At 62.7% G+C, this 23,615-nt stretch carries 20 protein-coding genes; 7 read left to right on the forward strand and 13 right to left on the reverse strand.

Annotated elements, in window-relative coordinates; translation table 11 throughout:
• Nucleotides 1-83: 83 nt before the first annotated feature.
• The 10 genes from fdhD to purU form a co-directional block, all read right to left on the reverse strand.
• Entirely contained in the window at nt 84-962 is an 879-nt protein-coding gene (gene fdhD / locus ACZ5G6_RS02245) for a formate dehydrogenase accessory sulfurtransferase FdhD (RefSeq protein WP_498689095.1), read from the reverse strand.
• Entirely contained in the window at nt 950-2,278 is a 1,329-nt protein-coding gene (locus tag ACZ5G6_RS02250) for a molybdopterin molybdotransferase MoeA (protein WP_498689096.1), read from the reverse strand. Before ACZ5G6_RS02250 ends, fdhD begins: the two co-directional genes overlap by 13 nt.
• Nucleotides 2,279-2,385: 107 nt before the next feature.
• Complete coding sequence (fdhA, locus tag ACZ5G6_RS02255; RefSeq protein WP_223935579.1) at nt 2,386-3,603, reverse strand: formaldehyde dehydrogenase, glutathione-independent; 1,218 nt, start codon at nt 3,601-3,603, stop codon at nt 2,386-2,388.
• Between the two features lie 171 nt (nt 3,604-3,774).
• Nucleotides 3,775-4,197 (reverse strand): GlcG/HbpS family heme-binding protein, encoded by a 423-nt coding sequence (locus ACZ5G6_RS02260; RefSeq protein WP_223935580.1) that lies wholly within the window; start codon nt 4,195-4,197, stop codon nt 3,775-3,777.
• A 209-nt stretch (nt 4,198-4,406) separates the two neighbouring features.
• On the reverse strand, nt 4,407-6,725 hold the full coding sequence (locus ACZ5G6_RS02265) for an FdhF/YdeP family oxidoreductase (RefSeq protein WP_498689099.1): 2,319 nt from the start codon (nt 6,723-6,725) through the stop codon (nt 4,407-4,409).
• Nucleotides 6,726-6,831: 106 nt separating this feature from the next.
• Entirely contained in the window at nt 6,832-7,278 is a 447-nt protein-coding gene (locus ACZ5G6_RS02270) for a hypothetical protein (protein ID WP_223935582.1), read from the reverse strand.
• A 2-nt stretch (nt 7,279-7,280) separates the two neighbouring features.
• Nucleotides 7,281-8,171 (reverse strand): bifunctional 5,10-methylenetetrahydrofolate dehydrogenase/5,10-methenyltetrahydrofolate cyclohydrolase, encoded by an 891-nt coding sequence (locus ACZ5G6_RS02275; RefSeq protein WP_498689100.1) that lies wholly within the window; start codon nt 8,169-8,171, stop codon nt 7,281-7,283.
• Entirely contained in the window at nt 8,168-8,794 is a 627-nt protein-coding gene (locus tag ACZ5G6_RS02280; RefSeq protein WP_223935584.1) for a cyclodeaminase/cyclohydrolase family protein, read from the reverse strand. The genes ACZ5G6_RS02275 and ACZ5G6_RS02280 overlap by 4 nt, the downstream gene beginning before the upstream one ends.
• Before the next feature lie 116 nt (nt 8,795-8,910).
• Nucleotides 8,911-11,403, reverse strand: a complete 2,493-nt coding sequence (locus ACZ5G6_RS02285) for a GcvT family protein (protein ID WP_498689103.1) — start codon at nt 11,401-11,403, stop codon at nt 8,911-8,913.
• A 49-nt stretch (nt 11,404-11,452) separates the two neighbouring features.
• On the reverse strand, nt 11,453-12,367 hold the full coding sequence (gene purU, locus ACZ5G6_RS02290; RefSeq protein ID WP_223935586.1) for a formyltetrahydrofolate deformylase: 915 nt from the start codon (nt 12,365-12,367) through the stop codon (nt 11,453-11,455).
• Nucleotides 12,368-12,486: 119 nt separating this feature from the next.
• Here purU and ACZ5G6_RS02295 point away from each other — a divergent pair, with 119 nt between their 5' ends.
• The 3 genes from ACZ5G6_RS02295 to ACZ5G6_RS02305 all read left to right on the forward strand — a co-directional run bounded on the left by ACZ5G6_RS02295 (nt 12,487) and on the right by ACZ5G6_RS02305 (nt 14,467).
• A complete protein-coding gene (locus ACZ5G6_RS02295) occupies nt 12,487-13,167 on the forward strand; it encodes a GntR family transcriptional regulator (protein WP_498689104.1) in 681 nt (226 codons plus the stop codon).
• A 220-nt stretch (nt 13,168-13,387) separates the two neighbouring features.
• Nucleotides 13,388-14,236 carry a pyridoxal 5'-phosphate synthase lyase subunit PdxS gene (pdxS, locus tag ACZ5G6_RS02300; protein ID WP_275959814.1) on the forward strand — a complete coding sequence of 283 codons (849 nt, stop codon included), beginning with the start codon at nt 13,388-13,390 and terminating at the stop codon, nt 14,234-14,236.
• 9 nt (nt 14,237-14,245) lie between these two features.
• The gene (locus ACZ5G6_RS02305) at nt 14,246-14,467 is read left to right on the forward strand and encodes a hypothetical protein (protein ID WP_498689107.1); all 222 of its coding nucleotides are present in this window, start codon (nt 14,246-14,248) and stop codon (nt 14,465-14,467) included.
• A gap of 26 nt (nt 14,468-14,493) precedes the next feature.
• Here the strand turns inward: ACZ5G6_RS02305 and ACZ5G6_RS02310 are convergent, their stop codons facing one another.
• Entirely contained in the window at nt 14,494-15,426 is a 933-nt protein-coding gene (locus ACZ5G6_RS02310; RefSeq protein WP_498689108.1) for a LysR family transcriptional regulator, read from the reverse strand.
• 169 nt (nt 15,427-15,595) lie between these two features.
• On the opposite strand from ACZ5G6_RS02310, the gene ACZ5G6_RS02315 reads away from it, so the two are divergent.
• Nucleotides 15,596-16,900, forward strand: coding sequence for an aromatic ring-hydroxylating oxygenase subunit alpha (locus ACZ5G6_RS02315; protein ID WP_223935589.1), 1,305 nt, complete (start codon nt 15,596-15,598; stop codon nt 16,898-16,900).
• Nucleotides 16,897-18,315, forward strand: a complete 1,419-nt coding sequence (locus ACZ5G6_RS02320; protein ID WP_223935590.1) for a ferredoxin reductase — start codon at nt 16,897-16,899, stop codon at nt 18,313-18,315. The genes ACZ5G6_RS02315 and ACZ5G6_RS02320 overlap by 4 nt, the downstream gene beginning before the upstream one ends.
• A 34-nt stretch (nt 18,316-18,349) precedes the next feature.
• On the opposite strand, the gene ACZ5G6_RS02325 is transcribed toward ACZ5G6_RS02320, so the two are convergent.
• The gene (locus ACZ5G6_RS02325; protein WP_498689110.1) at nt 18,350-19,615 is read right to left on the reverse strand and encodes a helix-turn-helix transcriptional regulator; all 1,266 of its coding nucleotides are present in this window, start codon (nt 19,613-19,615) and stop codon (nt 18,350-18,352) included.
• Nucleotides 19,616-19,764: 149 nt separating this feature from the next.
• Here ACZ5G6_RS02325 and hxlB point away from each other — a divergent pair, with 149 nt between their 5' ends.
• Both hxlB and hxlA read left to right on the forward strand, forming a co-directional pair.
• Nucleotides 19,765-20,355, forward strand: a complete 591-nt coding sequence (gene hxlB / locus ACZ5G6_RS02330) for a 6-phospho-3-hexuloisomerase (protein WP_498689112.1) — start codon at nt 19,765-19,767, stop codon at nt 20,353-20,355.
• Between the two features lie 78 nt (nt 20,356-20,433).
• Nucleotides 20,434-21,057: a 3-hexulose-6-phosphate synthase gene (gene hxlA / locus ACZ5G6_RS02335; protein WP_223935593.1), complete on the forward strand. Its 624-nt coding sequence runs from the start codon at nt 20,434-20,436 to the stop codon at nt 21,055-21,057.
• 110 nt (nt 21,058-21,167) lie between these two features.
• Here the strand turns inward: hxlA and ACZ5G6_RS02340 are convergent, their stop codons facing one another.
• Nucleotides 21,168-23,321, reverse strand: coding sequence for an amylo-alpha-1,6-glucosidase (locus ACZ5G6_RS02340; protein WP_498689116.1), 2,154 nt, complete (start codon nt 23,319-23,321; stop codon nt 21,168-21,170).
• Between the last annotated feature and the right edge of the window lie 294 nt (nt 23,322-23,615).

Raw genomic sequence — 23,615 nt, forward strand, 5'->3', positions numbered from 1 at the left:
GCCCTGTCCTGCCTGCACCCTCGTCTTTTCTCATCCTAGACGGAGTTTTCCACGGACCCTTTCACATCATGGGGCACGCGCGATTACGCGCTGATGGCAGCCTTCGGCACCGCCTTTCGCGAGCTGGCCAGCCGGTCTCTTCCTGAGTAGACATTCAAGCTGTGTCCCCGGCTGAAACCCACCAGCGTCAGCCCGGTCTCGGTAGCCAGATCAACAGCCAGGCTTGAGGGTGCGCTGACCGCGGACAGGACGGGAATGCCAGCCAGGGCGGCCTTCTGGACGAGTTCGAATGACGCCCTGCCGGAAACCTGCAGGACCAGGCCAGTCAACGGCAGCAAGTCCTGGCGGAGCGCCCACCCCACCACTTTGTCTACGGCGTTATGGCGGCCTACGTCCTCGCGCAGGCACAGCAGCTCCGGGATGGGACCGTCTACCTTGAAGAGTCCTGCAGCATGGACGCCGCCGGTTCTGTCGAAAACGGCCTGGGCTTCACGGAGGCGCTCCGGTAGCTCGGCGAGGAGATCGACGGGAACGCGTAATTCGTCCAAGGATGGATCGAAGTGGATGGTCTTGCGCACGGCCTCAATGGAGTCCGTGCCGCAGATGCCACACGAGCTGGAAGTGTAGACGTGGCGCATGGTGTCCGGCATGGGCACATCCGGCCGAAGCTGTGCTTCCACCACGTTGAAGGTCTGCATCCCGTCCTTTTCACCAGCACAGAAGCGCAGGGAGACCAGCTCCGAGTGGCTGCGGATGATGCCCTCAGATACCAGGAAGCCAGCCACCAGATCAAAGTCATCCCCCGGCGTCCTCATGGTCACGGCGAAGGACGAGCCTCCAATCCTGATTTCCAAGGGTTCCTCGGCGGCCAGAACGTCCTCCTTGAACCGCACGGGATGTTCGGTGCCCGGCCCGTCCAGTACGAAGCGATGGATTTTCCTGCGCTGCGTCATGCGTGCCATCCGGAGTGCCTTCCTCTCTGGTTCGCGGAGCTGATGGGCGCTGTCCACGGCAGCGGCAGGACGGGAACCGGATCGCCAGCCGATACGCCTTCAGGGGGAACAGCCATGTATCCGTCTGCCCAGGCAAGCCCACGCATCATCCCGGGGCCGATGTGGGAGGCGGGGAACGCGAGTTCGTGGACAAAAGCGCAGGGTACCAGCCGTGTTTTTCCCGGGGTGGGTTCCAGGTCGGCGCCGGAGAGCGCGTGCGAGATCCCTTGGAAACGGCGGTTTCCCAAGGCAGCCAACAGGGGTTCGCCAAGGGTCATGAGTGCCAGCATGGCGGCCAGTGGATTTCCCGGCAGGCCGATGATGAAACGGCCATCCGGAAGTTCCGCCAACACTGCAGGATGACCCGGCCGCATGGCGATCCCGTCCAGGAGGAGCCGCCCACCGAGCGCCGCCACGGCGTCGCGGAAGTGGTCTGTCCCGGATTTCCCGGTTCCGCCGGTGGTGATCGTCAGGTCGGGCCGCTCGCCCTGGTGGGCGCCAGCCAGCGCTGTCAGCCACTCATCGTACGAGTCGCCTATCCGGAGCTGGCCACCCGGCACTCCGCCCAATTGCGAAATGACCGCGTCCAGCTGTGGGCCGAACGCGTCGCGCACCTGGCCCGGTGCAGGCTCACCCGATGTCACTACCTCCGAGCCCGTCAGTACGACGGCGACCCTGGGCTTGCGCTGTACGTGAAGGTGATCGTGCCCAGCCACAGCGGCGAGGGCAATGTGTGCAGGGTTGAGGAGCGTCCCTGCGGGTATGAGGACATCGCCCGCTGTGGCTTCTTCGCCGGCTGGACGAATGTGCCTGCCGGGGAGTGTCTCACCCAGCTTCGCGTCGTTCCTGAGCGAGAGCTGCACGTCCGCGGAGACCTGCCCACTCTCCTTGCGGAGAATGGCCGTGGCGCCGGGAGGAACCCGCCCACCGGTGGCGATTACGTTGGCTTCACCAGCTGAAAGGGGGCGGCCCGACTCTGTGATGGTCCATGGACCGCCGCCGTTGATGGCCCAGCCGTCCATGGCCGACGAAGCATAGTGGGGAAGGTCCTGGTGGGCGATGACGTCGGTGGTCAGCGTGCAGCCGATGGCTTCAGCGAGGGTGACTTTCAAGGACGGGAGCGGTGCGGCGCAGTGGTAGGCCAGCTGCCGTGCTTCCGCCCACGTGGGTGCATGCTTCCGCTGGAGGCTGGCCGTCAACTCCCGGCTGTGCCTTGACTCCCTGCTGTCAGTCAACTCCTGTTCGTGGAAGAGGGGAGTGCTGGCGGCGACTTCTTGTGCAAGCATGGATGTCCGCTTCCTGAGGTGGTGCTTCTGGTGTGCGCAGATATCGGGGACTGCACGGCATTCCCGTAATTCTTGCCGCGCAGTCCCCGGTATCTGTTTGGTGCGTACTAAGCCTTCACGTAGCCGTTGGGGTTCAGCACGAACTTCGTTGCCGCCCCGGCGTCGAATTCTGCGTAGCCGCGCGGAGCGTCCTCGAGCGGGATGGCCTTGGCATTGACTGCCTTGGCGATCTGGACCTTGTCGTGAAGGATGGCCATCATCAGCTGACGGTTGTACTTCATGACAGGGCACTGCCCGGTGGTAAACGACAACGACTTTGCCCAGCCGGTGCCCAGGGACAGCGAGAGGGAACCGTGCTTGGCTGCCTCGTCAATTCCACCCGGATCGCCCGTGACGTACAGGCCGGGGATGCCAAGCGCGCCGCCAGCGGCGGTGATGTCCATGAGGGAGTTCAGTACGGTGGCAGGGGCTTCGTGCGAAGCGTCCTTTCCGTGGCCACGGGCCTCGAATCCTACGGCGTCCACGCCGCAATCCACTTCGGGTACGCCCAGGATCTGTTCGATCTGGTCCTTCGGGTTTCCGTTGGACACGTTGACCGTTTCGCAGCCGAATGAGCGTGCCTGTGCCAGGCGGTCTTCGTTCATGTCGCCCACAATCACGACGGCGGCGCCAAGCAACTGGGCGCCGACGGCAGCAGCAAGGCCCACTGGACCGGCACCGGCGATGTAAACCGTGGAACCTACGCCCACGCCGGCGGTAACGGCACCGTGGAATCCGGTGGGGAAGATGTCCGAGAGCATGGTCAGGTCCATGATTTTTTCCAGGGCCTGGTCGCGGTCCGGGAAGCGCAGCAGGTTCCAGTCAGCGTAGGGGACCAGGACGTACTCCGCCTGTCCACCTACCCAGCCACCCATGTCCACATAGCCGTAAGCGCTGCCGGGCCGGTCCGGGTTGACGTTGAGGCAAATGCCGGTCTTCTGTTCCTTGCAGTTCCGGCAGCGGCCACAGGAGATGTTGAACGGCACCGAGACGATGTCGCCCACCTTGATGAATTCGACGTCGGGGCCCACCTCCACCACTTCTCCGGTGATCTCGTGACCGAGGACCAGGTCTTGCGGGGCTGTGGTGCGGCCACGGACCATGTGCTGGTCGGAACCGCAGATGTTGGTTGTTACGGTGCGGAGGATCACTCCGTGCGGCACCTTCCGTCCCACGTTGGCCGGGTTGACGCCCGGTCCGTCCTTGAGTTCGAACGTCGGGTAGTCGGTGTTGATGATTTCGACGACACCGGGTTCCTTGTAGGCGACTGCTCTGTTTCCGGACATGGACACTCCTTGGTACATATGGCTGGTGCGGAAAATGAATTCTGTCCACTTGCCCGAGAGCGGTGCTTCGATGAGGAATACCTCCCCAGGTTTCAGGCCACCGAAGCACCAGTCACGGACAAGTGGACAGCTTTCTTTTGAGGTTGGGCTGCGCGTGGAGCCCAACCCCCATCAGAGCTGGGCTGCGCCCTGAAGCTGTACGGCGGCGCCTGCGGACGCTACCGTGTGGTCGTTCTCCACAGTGCTGCCGCTGACGCCGATTGCACCGATCACGGTGCCGTCTTCGGCGCGCAGTGGAAGGCCGCCCGGGAAGGTAATGAGTCCGCCGTTGGAGACCTCGATGTTGTAAAGCGATCCACCCGGTTGCGAGAGCTCGCCGATTGCGCCGGTGGGCATGTCAAAGAACCGGGCAGTGCGTGCCTTCTTGACGGATATGTCGATGCTGCCCAGCCAGGCCCCGTCCATGCGGGTGAAGGCCTTGAGGTTTCCGCCGGCGTCCACCACAGCGATGTTCATTGCGGTCTCGGTTTCACGGGCAGCGTCGCGCGCTGCGGCAAGTACTGCATCTGCTTGGACTTGGGTGATATCAGACATTGTTTCTCCATTGATTGATGTCTTCATGAACTGGCTGGTCTGCATGGGCCGGATGGTCTGGAGGGGCTGGCTGGTCTGCATGGGCCGGATGGTCTGGAGGGGCCTGGCTGGCGAAGGGCCCGAGCACCCTCGGCCCTGATATCTTTTCCGCTACCGGAAAGATATATCAGTCACATACTATGGCACGAATCACACAGTGTCCAGAGTTTTCAGGCCCTCTCCAGACGAACGATGACGGACTTGGACGTCGGCGTCCCACTGGTATCGGCAACCGAGTCCAGCGGCACAAGGACGTTGGTTTCCGGGTAATAGGCGGCCGCGCAGCCCTTGGGCGTGGAGTAGGAGACGATGCGGAAGTGTTCGGCCCGACGCTCGGTTCCTTGGAATTCGGAAACAAGGTGGACCATCTCACCATCGGCAAAACCCAGTTCGGTAATGTCCGCTTCATTGATGAGGACTACCCGCCGGCCGCCGTGGATGCCTCGGTAGCGATCGTCCTTGCCGTAGATGGTGGTGTTGTACTGGTCATGCGAACGGAGCGTCTGCAGGACCAGGCGGCCGGGCGGAGTCTTGATGAATTCCAGCTCGTTGCCCGTGAAGTGCGCCTTGCCGGATGGCGTATCGAACTTCCTGGCATCCCGCGGAGGGTGGGGCAGCACGAAGCCGCCGGGGTGCTGGATCCGCTCCTCGAAGTTCTCGAAGCCATCGAAGACGGCCTCGATGTGTTTCCGGATCAGCGAGTAGTCATCCCGCATTGCAAGCCACGCCGCATTCGGCGTATTCGGCAAACGGCTGTGTCCGTCCGTAAAGAGCCGGTGGGCGAGGTTGCAGACGATGGCTACCTCGGAGTGGAGATAATCGCTTGCGGGTTTGAGGCGGCCCCGCGAGGCGTGGACCGCGCTCATGGAGTCTTCCACAGTGACCCTCTGGTCTCCCGTCAGCTGGGTGTCTTTCTCGGTCCGTCCCAAAGTAGGCAGAATCAGCGCCCGCCGTCCCGTGGAAAGGTGCGAGTGGTTGAGTTTGGTGGAGATCTGGACGCTCAGGTTTGTGTTGGCCAGTGCTTGCTCGGTGACCTCCGAGTCAGGGGCGGCGCGAACAAAGTTGCCACCCATTCCCATGAAGAAGCGAACCTTCCCGTCCCGCATGGCGCGGATGGCGGCAACGGTGTCGTAGCCATGCTCGCGTGGTGACAGGAACCCGAATTCATGGTCCAAGCGGTCGTGGAATTTCTCCGGCATCTTTTCGAAGATGCCCATGGTGCGGTCACCTTGGACGTTCGAGTGTCCGCGCACCGGGCAAACGCCGGCGCCGGGCTTGCCGATGTTGCCTTGGAGTAGCAGGACGTTGACCACATCCCGGAGCGTGGGAACCGAATGCTTATGCTGCGTCAGCCCCATGGCCCAGCAGACAATCGTGGCATTCGAAGCCAATAGCCGTTCACCTGTGGCATGGATCTGCTCCAGGGTGAGGCCTGTGGCTTCAACAATGTCCTCCCACGCCACCTTTTCGAGGAATCGCAGGTATTCATCGATGCCAACCGTGTGGTCATTGATGAACCCATGGTCGAGCACGGTGTCCAGGCCAGGGGTCTTGCGGCCCGCGGTTTCAGCCTCAAGGAGATATTTGCCCAGGCCCTGGAAGAGGGCCTGATCGCCGCCGGCGCGGATTTGCAGGAAATCATCCGTCAGCTGCGTGCCCACCACCATGCCGGATACATGCTGAGGATTTTCAAAGTGCAGGAGTCCGGCTTCGGGAAGGGGATTGACGGACACGATGATCGCACCGTTCTTCTTTGCCTTCTCCAAGGCGCTGAGCATGCGCGGGTGGTTGGTGCCCGGGTTTTGGCCTGCCACGAAGATCAGCGACGCCGTCTCCAAGTCCGTCAGGCTGACTGAACCCTTGCCGATGCCGATGGTTTCCACCAGCGCGGAGCCGGAGGATTCGTGGCACATGTTGGAACAGTCCGGGAGGTTGTTCGTGCCCAGGCCCCGCACCAGGAGCTGGTAAACGAAGGCTGCCTCGTTCGAGGTACGGCCGGATGTGTAGAAGACAGCTTGATCCGGGTGGTCCATGCCCCGGAGTTCCTCGGCCATGAGGTCGTAAGCGGCGTCCCACTCAATCGGCTTGTAGTGGGTGGCGCCTTCATCGAGGAACATCGGGTGGGTCAGCCGGCCTTGCTGGCCCAGCCAGTAGTCATCTCGGGTCTTCAGGTCAGCGACGGAGTGCTGGGCGAAAAACTCCGGCGTGACCCGGCGTCGGGTGGCTTCCTCGGCAACAGCCTTGGCGCCGTTCTCGCAAAACTCCGCGGCATTTCGCTTTTCATGCTCGGGCCAGGCGCAGCCCATGCAGTCGAAGCCATCGATCTGGTTCACTGCCAGCAGCGTCTGCACGCTCCGAACCGGACCCATTTGTTCCAGCGAAATCTTCAGGGCGTTGGCAACAGCAGGAATGCCGACAGCCTTTGTCTTGGGTTTGGTGACGGTCAGCTTCGACTCGTCGATGTTTTCACGGGGGGCTTTGGAAGCCATGCGATCTTCCCTTCGGATCTGGGTAGGCGGCTGAGGTCGTTGAAGCTGTAGACGTGGAAGCCAGCGAACAGCGGATGGTCGGCAAGTGCCATGTGAACGTCGCTGATCAGGCCGGAGCTGTCGTAGCGCAGGACGTCGCAGCCACCCAGGAGGGCCTTGGCCATTCCTGTGCCGCGGGCCAACTTGGCGAGAACTCTTCCGAGAAGGCCTTGACGTCCTCCATGAGCTGGCCGCTCCAGGAATAGGGACCGGCCGGGGTGCTGCGGTCTCCGGCAATGAGGAAAAGTTCCGAGACGCCCTCGTGGCGCAGTTGCTTCAGGAACAAGTGCAGCTCAGCCTGGCTTGCGATGCTCCGTGCAGCCAAGTGCGGGACAACGTCGTAGCCGAGCCGGGCCAGTTCAACCGACGCAGCCACAGTCCTGGCCGGACCATGATGCGGCAGGCACGTCACGCTGACCATGCCCGGTGCTTCGTAAGCGAGGGGCAGTTGACGGGCAAGGCCAGCGGATGGGCTTACCTCCAACCGAACCGGGACGCCGGATTCCGGGTTCATCGCTAGCCAGCGGTTCCCAGGACCAAGGCGTCTGGATCCAATGCGCCAGCCTGTTTCCGCGCCGCCTCAGCAGTGTGCAGCAGCAACAACGCAGTGGTGACCGAGCCAACCCCGCCCGGGACCGGTGACAGGGCAGCGGCCACGCCGGTGACGCTGGCTTCGTCAACGTCCCCAACCAGGGAACCGTCGGGCAGGACGTTCGTTCCGACGTCGATCACTACCGACGCGGACGAAACGTGGCTGCCGGTCAGCAGCCCGGTGCGCCCGGCGGCAACAACAACGACGTCGGCTGGCTGGGTGTAGCGCCCAAGCTCGCCTGATTTCGAGTGGCAGATGGTGACCGTGGCGTCCTTTTCGAGCAGGAGCAAGGACAGCGGCTTGCCCACCACGGCGGAACGCCCGACGACGGCTACGTTCCTTCCCGCAAGCGGAACCTGGAAGTGCTCGAGGAGTTCGACGACGGCGCGTGCGGTAGCCGGAGCGAAGGCGGGTTGCCCCACAGCCAAGCGGCCCAGGCTGAGTGGGTTGGCGCCGTCGATGTCCTTTTCCGGGGCAATGAGCCCAACCAGTTCGTCCGTTCGAACGCCCGCGGGCAGCGGCGTCTGAAGAATGATGCCACTGACGGAAGGCTCAGCACTGAGGTCTTTCAATACGGTGGCCAGCACTTGTTCCGTGGCGTCATGCCCCAGATCAAGGATCCGGCAGCCAATACCGGCGCGTTCTGCGGCGCGCTCTATGGACCGGACATACCAGTGCGTGGCTTCGACGTCGGTTGCTACCACCACAGCGAGGGAGGGGCGCAGTCCTTCGCTTTCAAGGCGGCGCGCTTCATCCTGCGCCCGTTGCCGGATGAGTGCGGCAAGCCCCTTTCCGGAAAGCACTTCTGTACTCACGCGAGGATCCTTTCGCGTACGCGCTTTACAAGGGAATCGGCGGCGAGAACCACCTTTTCCTCGAGGCCGTCCGTCTGTTCGGCCAAGCGGGAACGGGCAGCGTCATCCTTGATGGCCACTACGTTGATGTCGATGTTGACCCGGGCGGTGGTGGCGGCAGCGCGGGCGGCATCGGCTGCCGCGGCGACATCGCTGATGACGTTGGGATTTGCCACGTCAAACAGTTCCGCGGCGAGTTCCACCACCTCACCGGCAAGCTTGATGAGGTGGGCAGGGGTTTGGGCTGCTTGGATCAGCGCGTCCACAATGCCCGCAGCCCGGGCAGCCTTGAGTTCCTCGGTCCCGGTCGGGAGCTTGTATGAATCAATGACACCTTGGAAAGCGTGCTCGTCAGCGTCCGCGAGGCGCAGTGCTTCAACGATCAAATGGTCGGCTGCGCTGGTGATCCGGGTGACCAGTGCTTCGTGCTGCGCATACTTTTCGCCGGTGGTGTAGCGGGCCACCATGGCCACCAAGGCGGCGCCCTGAGCGGCGTGAAGGGCGGCTGCAGCACCTCCACCCGGGGTGGGCTGGCGGGCAGCGAGCCTGGCGAGGTAGTCGTTGATGGTTTCTGAACTGATCATGTGTCTTCCTGGACTGGCTGAAGAAGAAAGGCTGAAGAATACGGGAAAGGCAGCGGCCCGGACTCGGTTGCGAGGTTGGGAGTCCGGGCCGCTGGCCGTCTAATGGTCAGGCAGCCTTAGCCGCGGAGCCTGCTCATGGTGGGGTCGTACAGCGGATCTTCCGTGACGGTCGCCTGGATGCGGCGTCCGAAGTATTCGATCTCCACGGAATCACCAAGGGAAACCGCGGCCGGCAGGTAGGCGTAGGCGATCGGCTTCCTGACCGAGTAGCCGTACGCGGCGCTGGTGACGTAACCAACCGCTTGGTTCTTGTAGAACACTGGTTCCTTGCCCAGCACAAGGCTGCGGCCGTCGTCGACCGTCAAGCAGCGCAAGCGGCGCGCGGAGCTTTCCTCGCTCCGCCCCTCCAACGCTGCCTTGCCCACAAAGTTCTCCTTGGTCATCTTCACGGCGAAACCAAGGCCCGATTCGAAGGGGTCGTGTTCGGTGGTCATGTCCGTGCCCCAGGAACGGTAGCCCTTTTCGAGGCGCAGTGAGCTAAAGGCCGCACGTCCCGCTGCGATGACGCCGAACGGCTGGCCCGCCTTCCACAGGGCGTCCCAGAGGCGCTGGCCGTTGTCTGCGCTGGTGTAGAGCTCCCAGCCGAGTTCGCCCACGTAGGACAGGCGCATTGCGGTGACGGTGACGCCGCCGATGGTGACCTTCTTGGCGCGGAAGTACTTCAGGCCGTCATTGGTGAAGTCGTCGCTGCTGACCGTGCTGATGAGGTCGCGGGCGAGCGGACCCCACAGGCCGATGCAGCACGTGCCACCGGTGGTGTCCCGGACCTGGACCCAGTCGCTGGCGGTTCCATTCTCCGTTTGGTGGCGGGCTGCGCGCTCAAAGTAGGCGGTGTCGATGTTGCCGTTGGCGCCAAGCTGGAAGGTGTCTTCGCTGAGGCGGGCAACGGTGATGTCGCTTCGGATGCCGCCGGCGTGGTCCAGGAGCAGGGTGTAGGTGACGGCTCCGGGCTTCTTGTTGAGGTCGCCGGTGGTCAGTTCCTGCAGCAGTTTCAAGGCTCCCGGGCCGGATACTTCCAGGCGCTTGAGCGGCGTCATGTCGTACATGGCAACTGCGGTGCGGGTCTTCCACGCTTCTGCGGCGGCGATGGGGGAGCTGAACATCCCGGACCAGGCATCACGTGCGGGCGGCTGCCAGTCGTCCGGCATTTCCTTGAGCAGTTCGGCGTTTGCTTCGAACCAGTAGGGGCGTTCCCAGCCGCCGCCTTCCAGGAAGTAACCACCCAGCTGCTTGTGGCGGGCGTGGAACGGGCTGACGCGGAGGTTGCGGGGAGAGAGCTTGGGCTGGAGCGGGTGCAGGACATCGTAGATCTCCACGAAGTTCTGCTGGGAGGTTTCGCTGACGTATTCAGGGGTCAGCTGGACCTCTTCGAAGCGGTGGATATCGCAGTCGCCAAGATCGATCTGCGACTTTCCATCCACAAGGAGTTCGGCAACGGCGCGGGCGATGCCGGCGGAGTGTGTGACCCACACAGCCTCGGCCACGAAGAAGCCATCCACTTCCTTGGATTCGCCCACCAGCGAGCCGCCGTCAGGCGTGAAGGAGAAGATGCCGTTGAAGCCGTCCTCGATTTCGCTTTCGCGGAGAGCCGGCAGCAGTTGCTTAGTGGCTTCCCAAGCCGGGAGGAAGTCCTCCAACGTGAAGTCCAAGCGGGAAGGCATGTTGTGTTCGCTGATGGTCTCCGGCGCATACGTGCCCAGTTCGTCCAGGTCCACGGGCATGGGGCGGTGGGCGTAGGAGCCAATGCCGTAGCGCTCGCCGTGCTCGCGGTAGTAGAGATCCTGGTCCTGGTGGCGCAGGATGGGCAGCTGGGCGCCGTTGGGCAGCTCGTTCTTGCCCTTCTGCGCAGGAACCGGGGTGGTCTTGACGTACTGGTGTGCCAGCGGGAGGAGCGGGACGGACATCCCGATCATCTCGCCGATCTTGGCACCCCAGAAGCCTGCGCAGGAGACCACGATGTCGGCCGGGATAACGCCGTCGGCCGTCTGAACGCCGGTGACGCGACGGTTTGACTGCTCGATTCCGGTCACCTCGGTGTTGCCGATGTACTTTACTCCGGCAGCTTCCGTGCGCTTGATGAGCAACTGGACGGCGCGGGCGGCCAGGGCCAGGCCGTCGGTGGGTACGTGGAGGCCACCCAGGATGTCTTCCTCGTTGATGAGCGGGTAGAGCGCCTTGCATTCCTCGCGGGAAAGGATCTTGCCGTCAATGCCCCACGATGCCGCGTAGCCGAGCTTGCGCTTCAGGTCAGCCAAGCGCGTCTCAGTCGTGGCGACTTCCAGGCCGCCCACCTGGTTGAAGCAGCTTTGACCGTCCTCGGTGAGGGACAGCAGCTTTTCCACCGTGTACTTGGCGAAAAGTGCCATGGACTTGGAGGGGTTGGTTTGGAAAACCAGTCCCGGTGCGTGTGAGGTGGAGCCCCCGGGCATGTTAAGGGGTCCTTGGTCCAGGACGGTGATGTTGTTCCAACCGCGGGTGACCAGTTCGTCGGCGAGGTTGGTGCCGACAATCCCGGCTCCGATGATGACAATGCGAGGCGTGGATGCCATGAAAGATTCTCCTGCTGAAGTTCGTGTGTGGACGGGGGAGGCGGGTGGCCTAGCGGAAAACCACTGTGCTGGTCTGGTCCAGAAGTACGCGGTGTTCACAGTGCCATCTGACGGCACGGGACAATGCCAGGGCTTCGGCGTCCTGACCCACAGTTGAGAGTGTGGTGGGGCCGTAACTGTGGTCCACGCGGATGACTTCCTGCTCGATGATCGGACCCTCGTCGAGGTCCGCCGTCACGTAGTGTGCGGTTGCTCCAACGAGCTTAACGCCGCGGTCGTAGGCCTGGTGATAGGGGCGTGCACCCTTGAAGCCCGGCAGGAACGAGTGGTGGATGTTGATGGCACGTCCCTCCAGGGCACGGCACAGATCATCCGAGAGCACCTGCATGTACCTGGCGAGCACCACGAGGTCCACGTTATATTCCTCAACCAGGTCCAGGAGCCGCTGCTCAGCCTCCGCCTTAGTGTCCGGGGTGACGGGAATGTAGACGAAAGGCAGGCCCGCTGCCTCAGCCATGGCGCGGTGGGTTTCGTGGTTGGAGGCTACAACTACAAGGTCGCCGCCCAGGCTGCCACCCCGCCAGCGGAAGATGAGGTCGTTGAGGCAGTGCCCGAACTTGGACACCATCACCAGGACCCGCTTCTTGGTTTGGTCATGGAAGCTGAACTTCATTTCGAAGCGGTCAGCAATCGCGCTGAATTCCTCTTCGAGCCGCTCCGGCGAGTAGGACAGTGGGCCGGAAAAAGCGGTCCGCAGGTGCAGCGTCTGGCGGAGGCCGTCGTCGAACTGCTGGTGCTCTTCGATGTTGAAACCACGCTCAAACAGGAAGGTGGTGACTGCCTGAACGATGCCGGCGCGTTCGACGCACGACAATGTGAGTACGAACTTTTGTGCTTGCTCGTCTTTGAGCAATTCCGGCTTCGGCTGGTTGCTTACGGGGGAATCTGTCGCCATGAGGGTCATGTCGCCTCCTTTAGATATATTCTTGGGTCCTGAACTGATATATTAGGATTGGAATCAGCGTATACTGGTGTCCGAAGCAGGTCAATAGATTTTTCGGTTTTGAAGAAGGGGCTGGCGCTGTGGCTTTTGGAACTCTTGCAAGCATCGGCGATGCCACCAGGAAATCTTTGGCTGACGTCGCCTACGAGCGGCTGCGCGACAGGCTGCTCATGCTGGACATTAAGCCCGGCGACCTCCTCAATGATGACCAGCTCGCCAAGGAGCTGGAGATCGGACGCACTCCAGTTCGGGAGGCCCTGAAGCGGCTGGAGCTGGACCGGCTGGTGATTACCTACCCGAGGCGTGGGACGTTCGCCACCCGTGTGGAAGTGACGGACCTCGCTTTTATTTCCGAGATCCGGGCCCAACTGGAACCGCTCGCCGCCGCGCGTGCGGCGCGGGTTGCTTCGGCGGCCACCAGGGAACACCTGCGGGAAGTAATGCGCGCAGTTGAGGACTTTGATGTCAGCGCCGCGTCGGTGGTTGAAACACTGCGCCTTGACGCAAGCGTTCACCAGGGAATCTATGCGGCTGCTGCGAATCCACACCTGGAGGACGTTCTGATTCGCTACGACAACCTGGCCACGCGTATCTGGTGCATGGTGCTGGACCGCTTGCCGGATCTTGAGCATCACGTGCGCGAGCATTTGGACCTTCTGCGGGCTGTCATCGATGGGAATGAAGAAGAAGCCGCTGAACTTGCCCGCGTACATGTCAGTGGCTTCGAGCGCGCCGTCCGTGAGGCACTCTTCGCCGCCTAAGGGCACCTTTAGGGCGGTTGACTCCGCGCCGGGCCGCCAGCATACTGGACCTCACACTAATATATCACTCGGATATCAGTGCTTGGCGGCTGGCAAAGCACTCGATCCGGGAGCTGGTGATGAAAACGCAGCCCTTCAGTCCTCGGAGTATCACGTGACTACAAGACCCTTCCTGTTCGAACACATTCCGCTCACGGGCAGCAGCCGTGTCAAGCGGGGCATGGCGGAGATGCTCAAGGGCGGCGTCATCATGGACGTCGTTAACGTCGAGCAAGCCCGCATCGCCGAGGACGCCGGTGCCGTGGCGGTCATGGCGCTTGAGCGCGTGCCCGCCGATATCCGCGCCCAGGGCGGCGTGTCCCGGATGTCCGATCCCGACATGATCGATCAGATCATCGCTGCCGTGTCCATCCCGGTCATGGCCAAGGCCCGTATCGGCCACTTCGTCGAAGCCCAGGTCCTGCAGTCCCTCGGTGTCGACTACATCGACGAGTCCGAGGTCCTGACCCCGGCCGACTACGTCAACCACATCGACAAGTGGAACTTCACCGTTCCCTTCGTTTGTGGCGCCACCAACCTGGGTGAGGCGTTGCGCCGCATCAACGAGGGCGCGGCGATGATCCGTTCCAAGGGCGAAGCCGGTACCGGTGACGTTTCCAACGCCACGGGACACATGCGCAAGATCCGTGCCGAGATCGCCAAGCTCGCCGCACTTCCCGAGGACGAGCTGTACGTTGCGGCCAAGGAACTGCAGGCCCCGTACGAGCTGGTCAAGGAAATCGCGGCCACGGGCAAGCTCCCGGTAGTGCTGTTCACCGCCGGTGGCATCGCCACCCCGGCCGATGCTGCGATGATGATGCAGCTCGGCGCCGACGGCGTGTTCGTCGGTTCCGGCATCTTCAAGTCCGGCAACCCCGCAGAGCGCGCTGCCGCCGTCGTGAAAGCCACTGCTTACTACGACGACCCCGACGTCATCGCCAAGGTCTCCCGCGGCCTGGGCGAAGCGATGGTCGGCATCAACGTCGACGAAATCCCGCAGCCCCACCGCCTCGCAGAACGCGGCTGGTAGGGCGAAAAGTTGGACACGAAGCCGTTGAAGACCGTTGATGGCCGCGGTTTGCGGACGGACTGGGCGAAGTTGACCGGCCACACGGTTGAGGTGTGGCTCATGGATGACCATGTCATGACTGGCGTGGTTGAGCAGGCGGCGGACGACGACTCTGTCCTATGGATCGCCGCCGCGGGAGCAAGTACGCGGCGGCTTTTCGATCAGTCCACCGGATATCAGGTCTGGGTTTGACCTACCCCTCCATGGTGCCTGCGATGTCAGAGATCGTCTTCGGGCCGGGCGGCAAGGATCCGGTTGGCGTTGACTTGCAGGATGCCGAGCGACTCCTGGATCAGGGGCGATGCGATGCTGCCCCTGCGCATCGCAGCGACAATGCGCCGCGCGGGTTTCCCCTTGCCGGTAATACGTAGTCGAACCACGTTTTCGGCACTGTGCAGCGGCGCCAGCCGCGGCAGCAGGCCCACGCCCAGCCCTGCACCCACGAAGGCGATTTGGGTTTCCCACTCAACGGCCTCGTGGGCAATCCGCGGTGTCACCCCGACTGCCGTGAACGCCGCTGTAAAGAGGGCATGGTAGGTGGAACCGACGGCCTCCGTGATCCAGGGTTCCGACGCCAGTTCTTCCAGCGTCACTGTTTCCCGCGACGCCAACGGATGGTCGGCGGGAATGATCACGTCCAGCGGATCGTCGAGCAGGACTCTCTGCTCGAAGCGCGGATCGTCCTCACCATAAGTGTCGGACTGCATGGCAACGATGACCGCGAGGTCGATTCTCTCCGCAACCAACAAGTCGAAGCAGCGGGCCGGGTTGGCCTCAAGTACCTGTACCTCCAGCAAGGGGCGGGTGGAGCGCAGGGTAGCGGCCAGCGGGGCGAGCAACTGCGCGGCCGCCGTGGAGAATCCGCCGAGGCCAAAATGGGACTGCACTTGGTCGCCGGCCTCCATGGCTGCAGCGCGCAGGCTCTCCCATTCGGCAATGAGGGTGTCCGAGCCCGCCACCAGAAAGCGCCCCGTGGCGGTCAACCGGACGCCGCGGCCGTCCTTGGTCAGTAGCTGCATTCCCAGCATGCGCTGGAGCTCCCGCAACTGCGCGGAGACGGCGGAGGGAGAATATCCTGTGAGTTCCGCCGTTGCGCCGATCGTGCCGCATCGGGCAAACACGCGAAGGGTTATGAGCCTTGGATCGATCATGCACCCATCATGCACTGATTGTGCATGGTTATCTCCTAAATATTGCGCTTTTGTTGCAGTTCATTCGTCCCTAATCTCGTACTACGAAGACTTCGATAACGCCGGTCGCGATGACGCACCAGCGGTCTCCACAAAATGCACACTCATCCAGCCTCCCGGGAGGAAACCCATGACTGCTCCAGTGAACTTGCCCCTGAAATCACGCGGAAAACTCGCTTCATCATTGCCTGCTGAGCAGCTGGCGGAAATCGCCGGGTTGTTCGACTTCCGTCGTACGGGCTACTCCCTCGATGCTCCCTTCTACACAGACCCGACGATTTTCAAGATCGACATGGAAGCCATTTTTGGCCAGCACTGGATCTTTGCCGCCAGCGTGGCCGAGCTGCCGGAGCCGGGAGACTACGTCACCGTCGATTACGGGCCCTACTCCCTGATCGTCCTGCGCAACGACGATGGCGACGTTAACGTCCTGCACAACGTGTGCCGCCACCGCGGTGCCCGCGTCCTGACCGAAGCTGCCGGTTCCACCGGAAACCTCGTATGCGGCTACCACTCCTGGACCTATTCCCCCGAGGGCAACCTGATCCACGCCTCCGCTCCTGGCGAAGCCAAATTCGACAAGAACTGCTTCGCCCTCAAGCGTGCCCACAGCCGCATGGTCGCCGGACTCATCTTCGTCTGCATTGCCGACGAACCGCCAACCGACTTCGACGAAACCTCAAAGATCTTCGAGCCGTACCTCGCGCCCCATGATCTGTCGAAGACGAAGGTCGCCTACCAGCAGAACATCATCGAGGAGGGCAACTGGAAGCTCGTCATGGAGAACAACCGTGAGTGCTACCACTGCGACGGACACCCGGAGCTTGCCTGTTCCCTCTTTCCCACCTGGGGCCTGACGGAGGGCCTGATCCCGGCCCATCTCGAAGAAGTGTGGGACCGCAACAAGGAAGCCCAGTCCTCCCTCGAGGAGCGTTGCCGCCGCTACGGCCTGCCCTACGAGGTGGTCGAGGAGCTGGACACCCGTATTGCCGGTATCCGCATTTCCCGCGAATCCCTGGACGGCGAAGGCGAATCGTTCTCGGCCGATGGGCGCAGGCTCTCCAAGAAGCTGCTCGGCGACCTGCCGGACTTCCGCCTTGGCCGCTGCTCGATGCACCTGCAACCCAACAGCTGGTTCCACTTCCTGGGCGACCACGTGATCACGTTTGGTGTCTTCCCGATCAATGAGCACCAGTCCCTGGTCCGCACCACCTGGCTGGTAGCTGATGACGCCGTGGAAGGCGTTGACTACGACCTCGACAAACTCACCTACACCTGGAAGCAGACGAACCTGCAGGACAAGGCGTTCGTGGAGTTGTGCCAGCAGGGTGCCGGCAGCCCGGCCTACGAGCCCGGCCCGTACATGAAGAGCGAGTACCAGGTAGAGGCGTTCATCAACTGGTACGTGCAGCGGGTCCAGGAGCACTTGGCATGATTGAACTCCTCACTGAGACGGCAATCCACCAAGAGCCACAGCGCATTCGCGGTCTTGAGATGCCATGGAACAGGGTCATGGGCAGCACCGAGGCACCCGCTCGTGCTGCACGTGCACTGGGCCCCTGGCATCCACAGGAGTTCATGGCCGAATGTGTGGAGACCGTTCCCGAGGCGGGCGGCTTGATGACCTTCGTGTTCCGCCGCTGCGACGGTGCGCCCCTGGCGTTCCGTGCGGGCCAGTATGTAAACGTCGCTTTTCCCGTGAACGGCCAGGACCAGGAACCGGTGGACCGCAGCTATTCGCTGTCCAGTTCCCCAACCGAGCCTTGGACCTTCAGCATCAGCGTCAAACGCGACGCCACAGGACTCGTCTCACCGTGGGTGCACGAGAACGTCAAACCCGGGACTGTGCTCGAGATGCTCGGACCGGTGGGCGCATTCCACTTGCCCGATGCCGACCGGCGGGCGCGGTACCTCTTCTTGGCCGCCGGCGCCGGCATCACCCCCATCATGTCCATGCTGCGGACCATCCATTCCCTGCCCGGGCATGCCGATGTTGTGGTGCTCTATCACGGAGCGGAGGCCGGAGGCTTTGCCTTCCACAAGGAGTTGGCCTACATCGCCTCCGTGGACTCTCGCGTCAAGGTCTTCTACTCCCTGGGTGACCGCAGCAAACCCGAGGGATGGGAAGGGCTCAGTGGAAGGTTGACGGCAGCCATGCTGGACGAGGTTGCCCCGGATGCCAACGGCCGCCAGGTCTATGCCTGCGGCCCCGAGGGTTACCTGAACACAGCCACCGAGCTCCTGGGCAAAGTTGGCGTCGACGACACTTCCATCTATATGGAATTCTTCTCGGGTGATCGCCAGACGCTCCTTGAATACCAGGCGGAGCTCGCGCTTGCGGCAGACATCGCAGAGGAAATCGCTGAGGAAATCGCCGATTCCGCCGAGGACTACTACGAAAGCCAGCCCACCGCCTTCGGACTCTACGAGCCTGGCTACGACGCGGAGGGAACCCTGCAGGCCACGGGCCTGCCGCTGGAAACCGTCGACCCGGACGCGCCCGGTTCCGAGGCACCCGACGGCGGTTCGGGGCCGGCGCCGGAGGCCGAAGCACCCGATGCCTCGACCTTCGACACGGTGGGGACGGGAAGCCTCACACTGTCCTTCATGCGCACCGGCATCAATGTTCGCATCGACCCCAGCGAACACATCCTCGGGGTGGCGCAGCGTGCAGGCGTTCGGATCGGCGCGAACTGCAAGGAAGGCATGTGTGGCTCATGCAAGGTGGTCAAGCTTTCCGGGGAGGTCGAGATGAACCACCAGGGCGGAATCCGCGCACGGGAAATCGAGGCCGGGAAGTTCCTGCCCTGCTGCTCCACCGCGCAGACCGATTTGGTGATCGACGCCTAGCCGCTTCCAGCTGCCCTGGCTGAAAAGCAAGCGACTACCGGAGTCCCGCACTGTGTGCCAACGCGATGGCCTCAGTGCGGGACCGGACGTCCAGCTTCCGGAAGAGGTTCCGGATATGAAATTTCACAGTATTTTCGCTGACACTGAGTTCAGCGGCGATGGCCCGGTTACGCTGGCCAGCGGCCAGCAATTGAAGGACTTCCAGTTCTCTTGCGGCAAGGCCCCACGCTGAGACATCACCAGCGGGTGCCGATGGTGGATCCAGCGGCAGCACCACAGAGATATCTGCTCCCCAGCCCTGCATGACATCTACGCTCATCCTGCCATCCACGGCCTGCACCCGTTGGCGCAACCGTTCGATGTTGGGGGAATCGGGGGACAGCTCGCCCCGGCCATCGTCCCGGACGTTGATAAGCAGGTTTTCACCATCGCAGTCCCACTGGGCCCGGACACGGTGCACATCAGGTTGCTCGGCTATTGCGAGCACCAGGCCCCGGACCACGGCACGGGCAGCGTGGGCTACTTCTCCTGGCAATGCCCTGCCATTCGCAGGCGGCTCAATGAACTGGATGTCGATGTTGCTGAAGTGCATTAGCGGCCGGAGGTCCACGCGAAGCCGCTCGAACGCCGTGCTGACTGGTTCCTCCACGAGATCGCTTGTGCGGTCGTTAAGGGTTCTCAGGCCGATCAGCGCCTTGGCAGTCATGTCGGTTACGAAAGCACGGGCTGCGTGATCGTCCATGCTGTTGGACCGCAGCGCGGCGAGCACGGTTTCCAGCGTGGTGGAGTGCTGGTCCACCAGTTCGGCCGTCACCCGGATCCGCTCCGCTGATGCGGCACGGGACTCCAACAGATACGACGGCGGCGCATCAGAGACCTTCTCCTGGATACGTGCCGCGGTGAGCCGCCAAAGGTAGGAGAGGACGCGCAGGGATTCGCTGTCCTGTCCAACTCCGGGATCAGTCAAGACCAACAGCGCATTGCTGGGTGCGTACGCCAAAGCCAGGACATCCCGTTCCTCCCCGGCGACGGTAGCTTTGGCGCGCCATGGACCCTCGTCCGGAATCGCGGCCCGTACCTTATCCAACTCCGGGATGGAGACCCTGCTGACAATGCTTTCCTCGCCTGCCTTCTTCTGGGGGCGGCCAGTGCAGTCCTCGGTGAAGATGACCAAGGCACTGGACTTGACGTAGGGCAGCAGGGCTGTTCGCAGGCTGTCCGCTATACGCATGAGAGGTGCCTGGGTGATGTCTGCGATGGCATTTAAAAGCTGCCAGGGGATGACGGTGGGCTCGGACATGCTCCCAAGCCTAAACGAAATAGGCCGCGTGTACTACCCAAAAGGGTGGTATCAACTGCTCTTTTTCAGCGTTCCACCTACCCGAACTGACCGGGAGACTTGATTGCAGGCCCGAAAGGCTCGAGCACCCTATACACGAAGGAGTGAATGTGAACGTCACCGCAGAAACAGCAACTGCCACGAGCACGGACGTAGCCAACAATGTGTCCCTGATCCTCGGCGAAGTCGCTGACACTACTTCTGGCATTGAGTACGCTCAGTTGGCCCACCTTGCTGACAGGATCAGTGGGGCCGGGCGTGTGTTCCTCGCCGGAGCCGGACGCAGCGGCCTGGTCCTCCGGATGGCGGCGATGCGCCTCATGCACCTCGGCCTGACAGTCCACGTGGCAGGTGACACCACCACGCCCGCCATCAGTTCCGGCGATTTGCTGGTGGTAGCGTCCGGTTCAGGTACGACCTCCGGTGTGGTCAAGGCTGCGCAAACCGCGCTTGAAGCAGGTGCACAGGTTGCCGCCATCACCACCAACCCGTCCTCGCCCTTGGCCGGACTGGCCGACGTCGTGGTGGTTATCCCGGCCGCCCAAAAGACGGACCACGGTTCCAACATTTCGCGCCAGTACTCCGGCAGCCTGTTCGAGCAGGCGCTGTTCCTTGCCACCGAGTCGGTTTTCCAGACTCTTTGGGACGCCGCGGACGAACCCGCTGAGCAGCTCTGGTTGCGTCACGCAAACCTCGAATAAGCCCAACCAAGTAGCCAATTTCTTTGGCGCGATTCCAACTCACCAACACCGACAACCCACAAGGAAAGTATGAACACCATGAAACTTCAAGTCGCACTGGACCTCCTCACCACCGAGGCCGCCCTGGAACTGGCCGGCAAGGTAGCCGAGCACGTGGACATCATCGAGCTGGGCACGCCGCTCATCAAGGCCGAGGGCCTCTCAGCAGTGACCGCCATCAAGGAAGCACACCCCACCAAGATCGTCTTCGCCGACATGAAGACCATGGACGCCGGAGAACTCGAAGCCGACATCGCCTTCAAGGCCGGAGCCGACCTGGTCTCGGTGCTCGGAACGGCTGACGACTCCACCATTGCAGGTGCGGTCAAGGCGGCACAGTCGCACAACAAGGGCATCGTTGTGGACCTGATCGGTGTTGCCGACAAGGTCACCCGTGCAAAGGAAGCCCGGGCCCTCGGGGCCAAGTTCATCGAGTTCCACGCAGGCCTGGACGAGCAAGCCCAGCCTGGCTACGACCTGCGCGGCCTCCTTAACGCCGGCGAGGAAGCCCGCGTACCGTTCTCCGTCGCAGGCGGCGTCAACGCCTCCACCATCGCAGCAGTGCAGCTGGCTGGTGCAGACGTAGCCGTGGCCGGCAGCGCCATTTACAGCGCCGAAGATCCGGAGCTTGCCGCCAAGGAGCTCAAAGCCGCCATCCAGTAGGGCCTGCGACCACCGCACTAACCTGGTTGACGTCGTCAGCCAGTTGGTGTCGCCGCCCGGGAAAGTACCCACTCAAAGGTGCTTTTCCGGGCGGCTTTTCCTTTCCGGGCTCAGGTTTCCGGGCTCGGAAGGTGCGCCTCTTCCAGTAGCTCCGTGAGCCAGGGCCGCTGCGCGTGGTGGAAGGTCAGCCCGTCCGGCAGGCCATCGACCGTGGGCTTCGAGCCGACAACGTCGATCGTGATGCGGCCACTTCCCATGGGGGCGTTGCCGATGTGGAGGTCTCCGAAGGACGGCGGCAAAACGGGGTCCAGCCAGACGCCGCCCAACGAAATGTGGGCGTCGTAGCGCATGAGACCCATGACCAGTTGAATGGGCGTTGTGGCAGCCCATGCTTGCGGTGAGCAGGCGGTTGGATAGGGAACCGGTTCGCTGAACTGTTTCCGGTCGAAGCCACAGAAGAGTTCCGGGAGCCGGCCGCCTGAATACTCGGCCGCTTCCAGCAAAGCTGTGGCAATCCGTTGTGCTTCGTCCACAAAGCCGTACCGCAGCAGCCCTTGGACAATCAACGCATTGTCGTGAGGCCAGACGGAGCCATTGTGGTAGCTGGCCGGGTTGTAGGCGCCCATGTTGCTTGCCAACGTCCGGACTCCCCAACCACTGAACATCTCGGGGGACATCAGGTGCTCCACCATAGAGGGGGCCTTGTCCTCATCCACTAAGCCAAACCACAAGCAGTGGCCCATGTTCGAGGCGCACGCGTCCACAGGCCGCTTGTCTCGGTCCAACGCGACGGCATAATAGCCCTTGTCCGGAAGCCAAAACTCTTCGTTGAATTTCTGCTTGAGGCGGTCCGCGCGTTCTTGGAACTCCGCAGCCAAAGTGAGGTCGCCGGCGTCGTACGCCATCCAGGCCCGGGAGGTGTAGGCGCCGTGCACGTACGCCTGGACTTCGCACAGCGCCAAGGGCGGTTCCGCCAGGGTGCCATCGGCAAAGTTGATGCCGTCCCAGGAGTCCTTCCATCCTTGGTTGATGAGCCCGTGGGCGTTGGGACGACCGTACTCAACAAAGCCGTCGCCGTCCCGGTCGCCGTAATCGCGGATCCACTCAAGGGCCCGGTCGGCGTTGGGCAGGAGGGCGGCGATGGTGTCCTTGGAAAATCCCCAACGGCTGACCGATCCCAGGACAACCACGAAGAGCGGTGTTGCATCAACGCTGCCGTAGTAAGCGGACTTTCCGCCGAGAGCCAGGCCGCTGGAGACGTCGAGCCTCACCTCATGCAGGATCTTGCCCGGTTCTTCCTCGCTCACCGCATCCACTACTGTTCCTTGGAGATCGGCCAACGTCCGGAGCGTCCCCAAAGCGAGGGAGGGGTCAACGGGCAACGCCATCTCGGATGCCCAGAGGGAGTCGCGGCCGAACAACGTCATGAACCATGGAGCGCCGGCGGCCACCACCACCCTGTCCGGATGGTCCGGGTCCTGGATCCTGAGGGCGCCGAGGTCCTCGTAGCTGCGCCGCAGGGTCCGCTCGATGGATCGATTGCCCATCTGCACGACCGGGATCTTGTCCACCCACTCCTGCCGGCGCCTGTCGCTGGCGGACATTTCGCCGCGTGACGGATGGGCGAAAGGTGCTTGGGTCCCATCAGCAGTTGGCAAAACGCTCACGCGGGTGCTCCATTGCCCGAATGGTGGAATCGTGGTCCTGAAGCCCAAGGCCTTTGCCCCTGCGCCTGCACCGTCTGCCTGGATCACAACGCTTTTTCGATAACCCTCCCACCTACCGCGAATTTCCAGGGAATCCCCTTCAGGCAGCCGGGTCTCGGTCCATTGGCGGGTAATCCGGGCTTCCTTCACTTCAAAGAGGTCCGCGAAATCAGACTCGACCGTCAGCAGGATCCGGCAATCCGCTGCATTGGTGGAGTAATTCCGGACTGTGATCGTCTCCAGGATTCCGGCGCCCACCTCACGCAGCCGCTCCACCAGCAGCGGACTGTCCGCGTATCCATCGGGCCGGGGCACCCGGCAGGCAAAGAGCGCACGGTAAGGCTCCTTGGTCTCTGCGGCCAGTGGTTCAAGCGGTTGTCCGTTGACCGTCAATTCCCATTTGGACAGGATCCGGGTGTCCATATGGAAGACACCCTGCGGTAGATCGGGACGGATGTCTCCGTTGGCGGCAGAGATGCAGAAGGACGAGCCCTCAACCAGAGTGACCGTGCCTGAGCCAAGGGGCCCGGCTGCAGTATCGGCATTCCATCCAGCCACGTCTGTGCCTCCAATCAGCGCGGAACAGTCAATCAGCGCGGAACAGTCAATCAGCGCGGAACAATGCCCTCACAAACCGTTGCCTGGCCCGCCTGAAGTCCGGGGTGCAGCCGTATGTGTGGACGTATCCGAAGCTACGCCGATGCTGCGGTTGGCACCAGAGCCTGAACGCTCGTTTGGCGGCCGCGCCACATCAAATGCAATCCAGAGTTAACCTACCTGCCGGTACGGGCGAACTTCAGGAGGGCTATAGTGGGTGAACAGGACATTCGCTGATGCAGCCCGGCGGCCCGT

The organism is Arthrobacter sp. TmtSoilC51 (genome assembly GCF_055388015.1).

Coding starts and splice junctions, on each gene's coding strand:
- fdhD (WP_498689095.1), bottom strand. CDS start 962: ATGGCACGCATGACGCAGCGCAGGAAAATCCATCGCTTCGTACTGGAC.
- ACZ5G6_RS02250 (WP_498689096.1), bottom strand. CDS start 2,278: ATGCTTGCACAAGAAGTCGCCGCCAGCACTCCCCTCTTCCACGAACAG.
- fdhA (WP_223935579.1), bottom strand. CDS start 3,603: ATGTCCGGAAACAGAGCAGTCGCCTACAAGGAACCCGGTGTCGTCGAA.
- ACZ5G6_RS02260 (WP_223935580.1), bottom strand. CDS start 4,197: ATGTCTGATATCACCCAAGTCCAAGCAGATGCAGTACTTGCCGCAGCG.
- ACZ5G6_RS02265 (WP_498689099.1), bottom strand. CDS start 6,725: ATGGCTTCCAAAGCCCCCCGTGAAAACATCGACGAGTCGAAGCTGACC.
- ACZ5G6_RS02270 (WP_223935582.1), bottom strand. CDS start 7,278: ATGAACCCGGAATCCGGCGTCCCGGTTCGGTTGGAGGTAAGCCCATCC.
- ACZ5G6_RS02280 (WP_223935584.1), bottom strand. CDS start 8,794: ATGATCAGTTCAGAAACCATCAACGACTACCTCGCCAGGCTCGCTGCC.
- ACZ5G6_RS02285 (WP_498689103.1), bottom strand. CDS start 11,403: ATGGCATCCACGCCTCGCATTGTCATCATCGGAGCCGGGATTGTCGGC.
- purU (WP_223935586.1), bottom strand. CDS start 12,367: ATGACCCTCATGGCGACAGATTCCCCCGTAAGCAACCAGCCGAAGCCG.
- pdxS (WP_275959814.1), top strand. CDS start 13,388: ATGGCGGAGATGCTCAAGGGCGGCGTCATCATGGACGTCGTTAACGTC.
- ACZ5G6_RS02310 (WP_498689108.1), bottom strand. CDS start 15,426: ATGATCGATCCAAGGCTCATAACCCTTCGCGTGTTTGCCCGATGCGGC.
- ACZ5G6_RS02315 (WP_223935589.1), top strand. CDS start 15,596: ATGACTGCTCCAGTGAACTTGCCCCTGAAATCACGCGGAAAACTCGCT.
- ACZ5G6_RS02320 (WP_223935590.1), top strand. CDS start 16,897: ATGATTGAACTCCTCACTGAGACGGCAATCCACCAAGAGCCACAGCGC.
- ACZ5G6_RS02325 (WP_498689110.1), bottom strand. CDS start 19,615: ATGTCCGAGCCCACCGTCATCCCCTGGCAGCTTTTAAATGCCATCGCA.
- hxlA (WP_223935593.1), top strand. CDS start 20,434: ATGAAACTTCAAGTCGCACTGGACCTCCTCACCACCGAGGCCGCCCTG.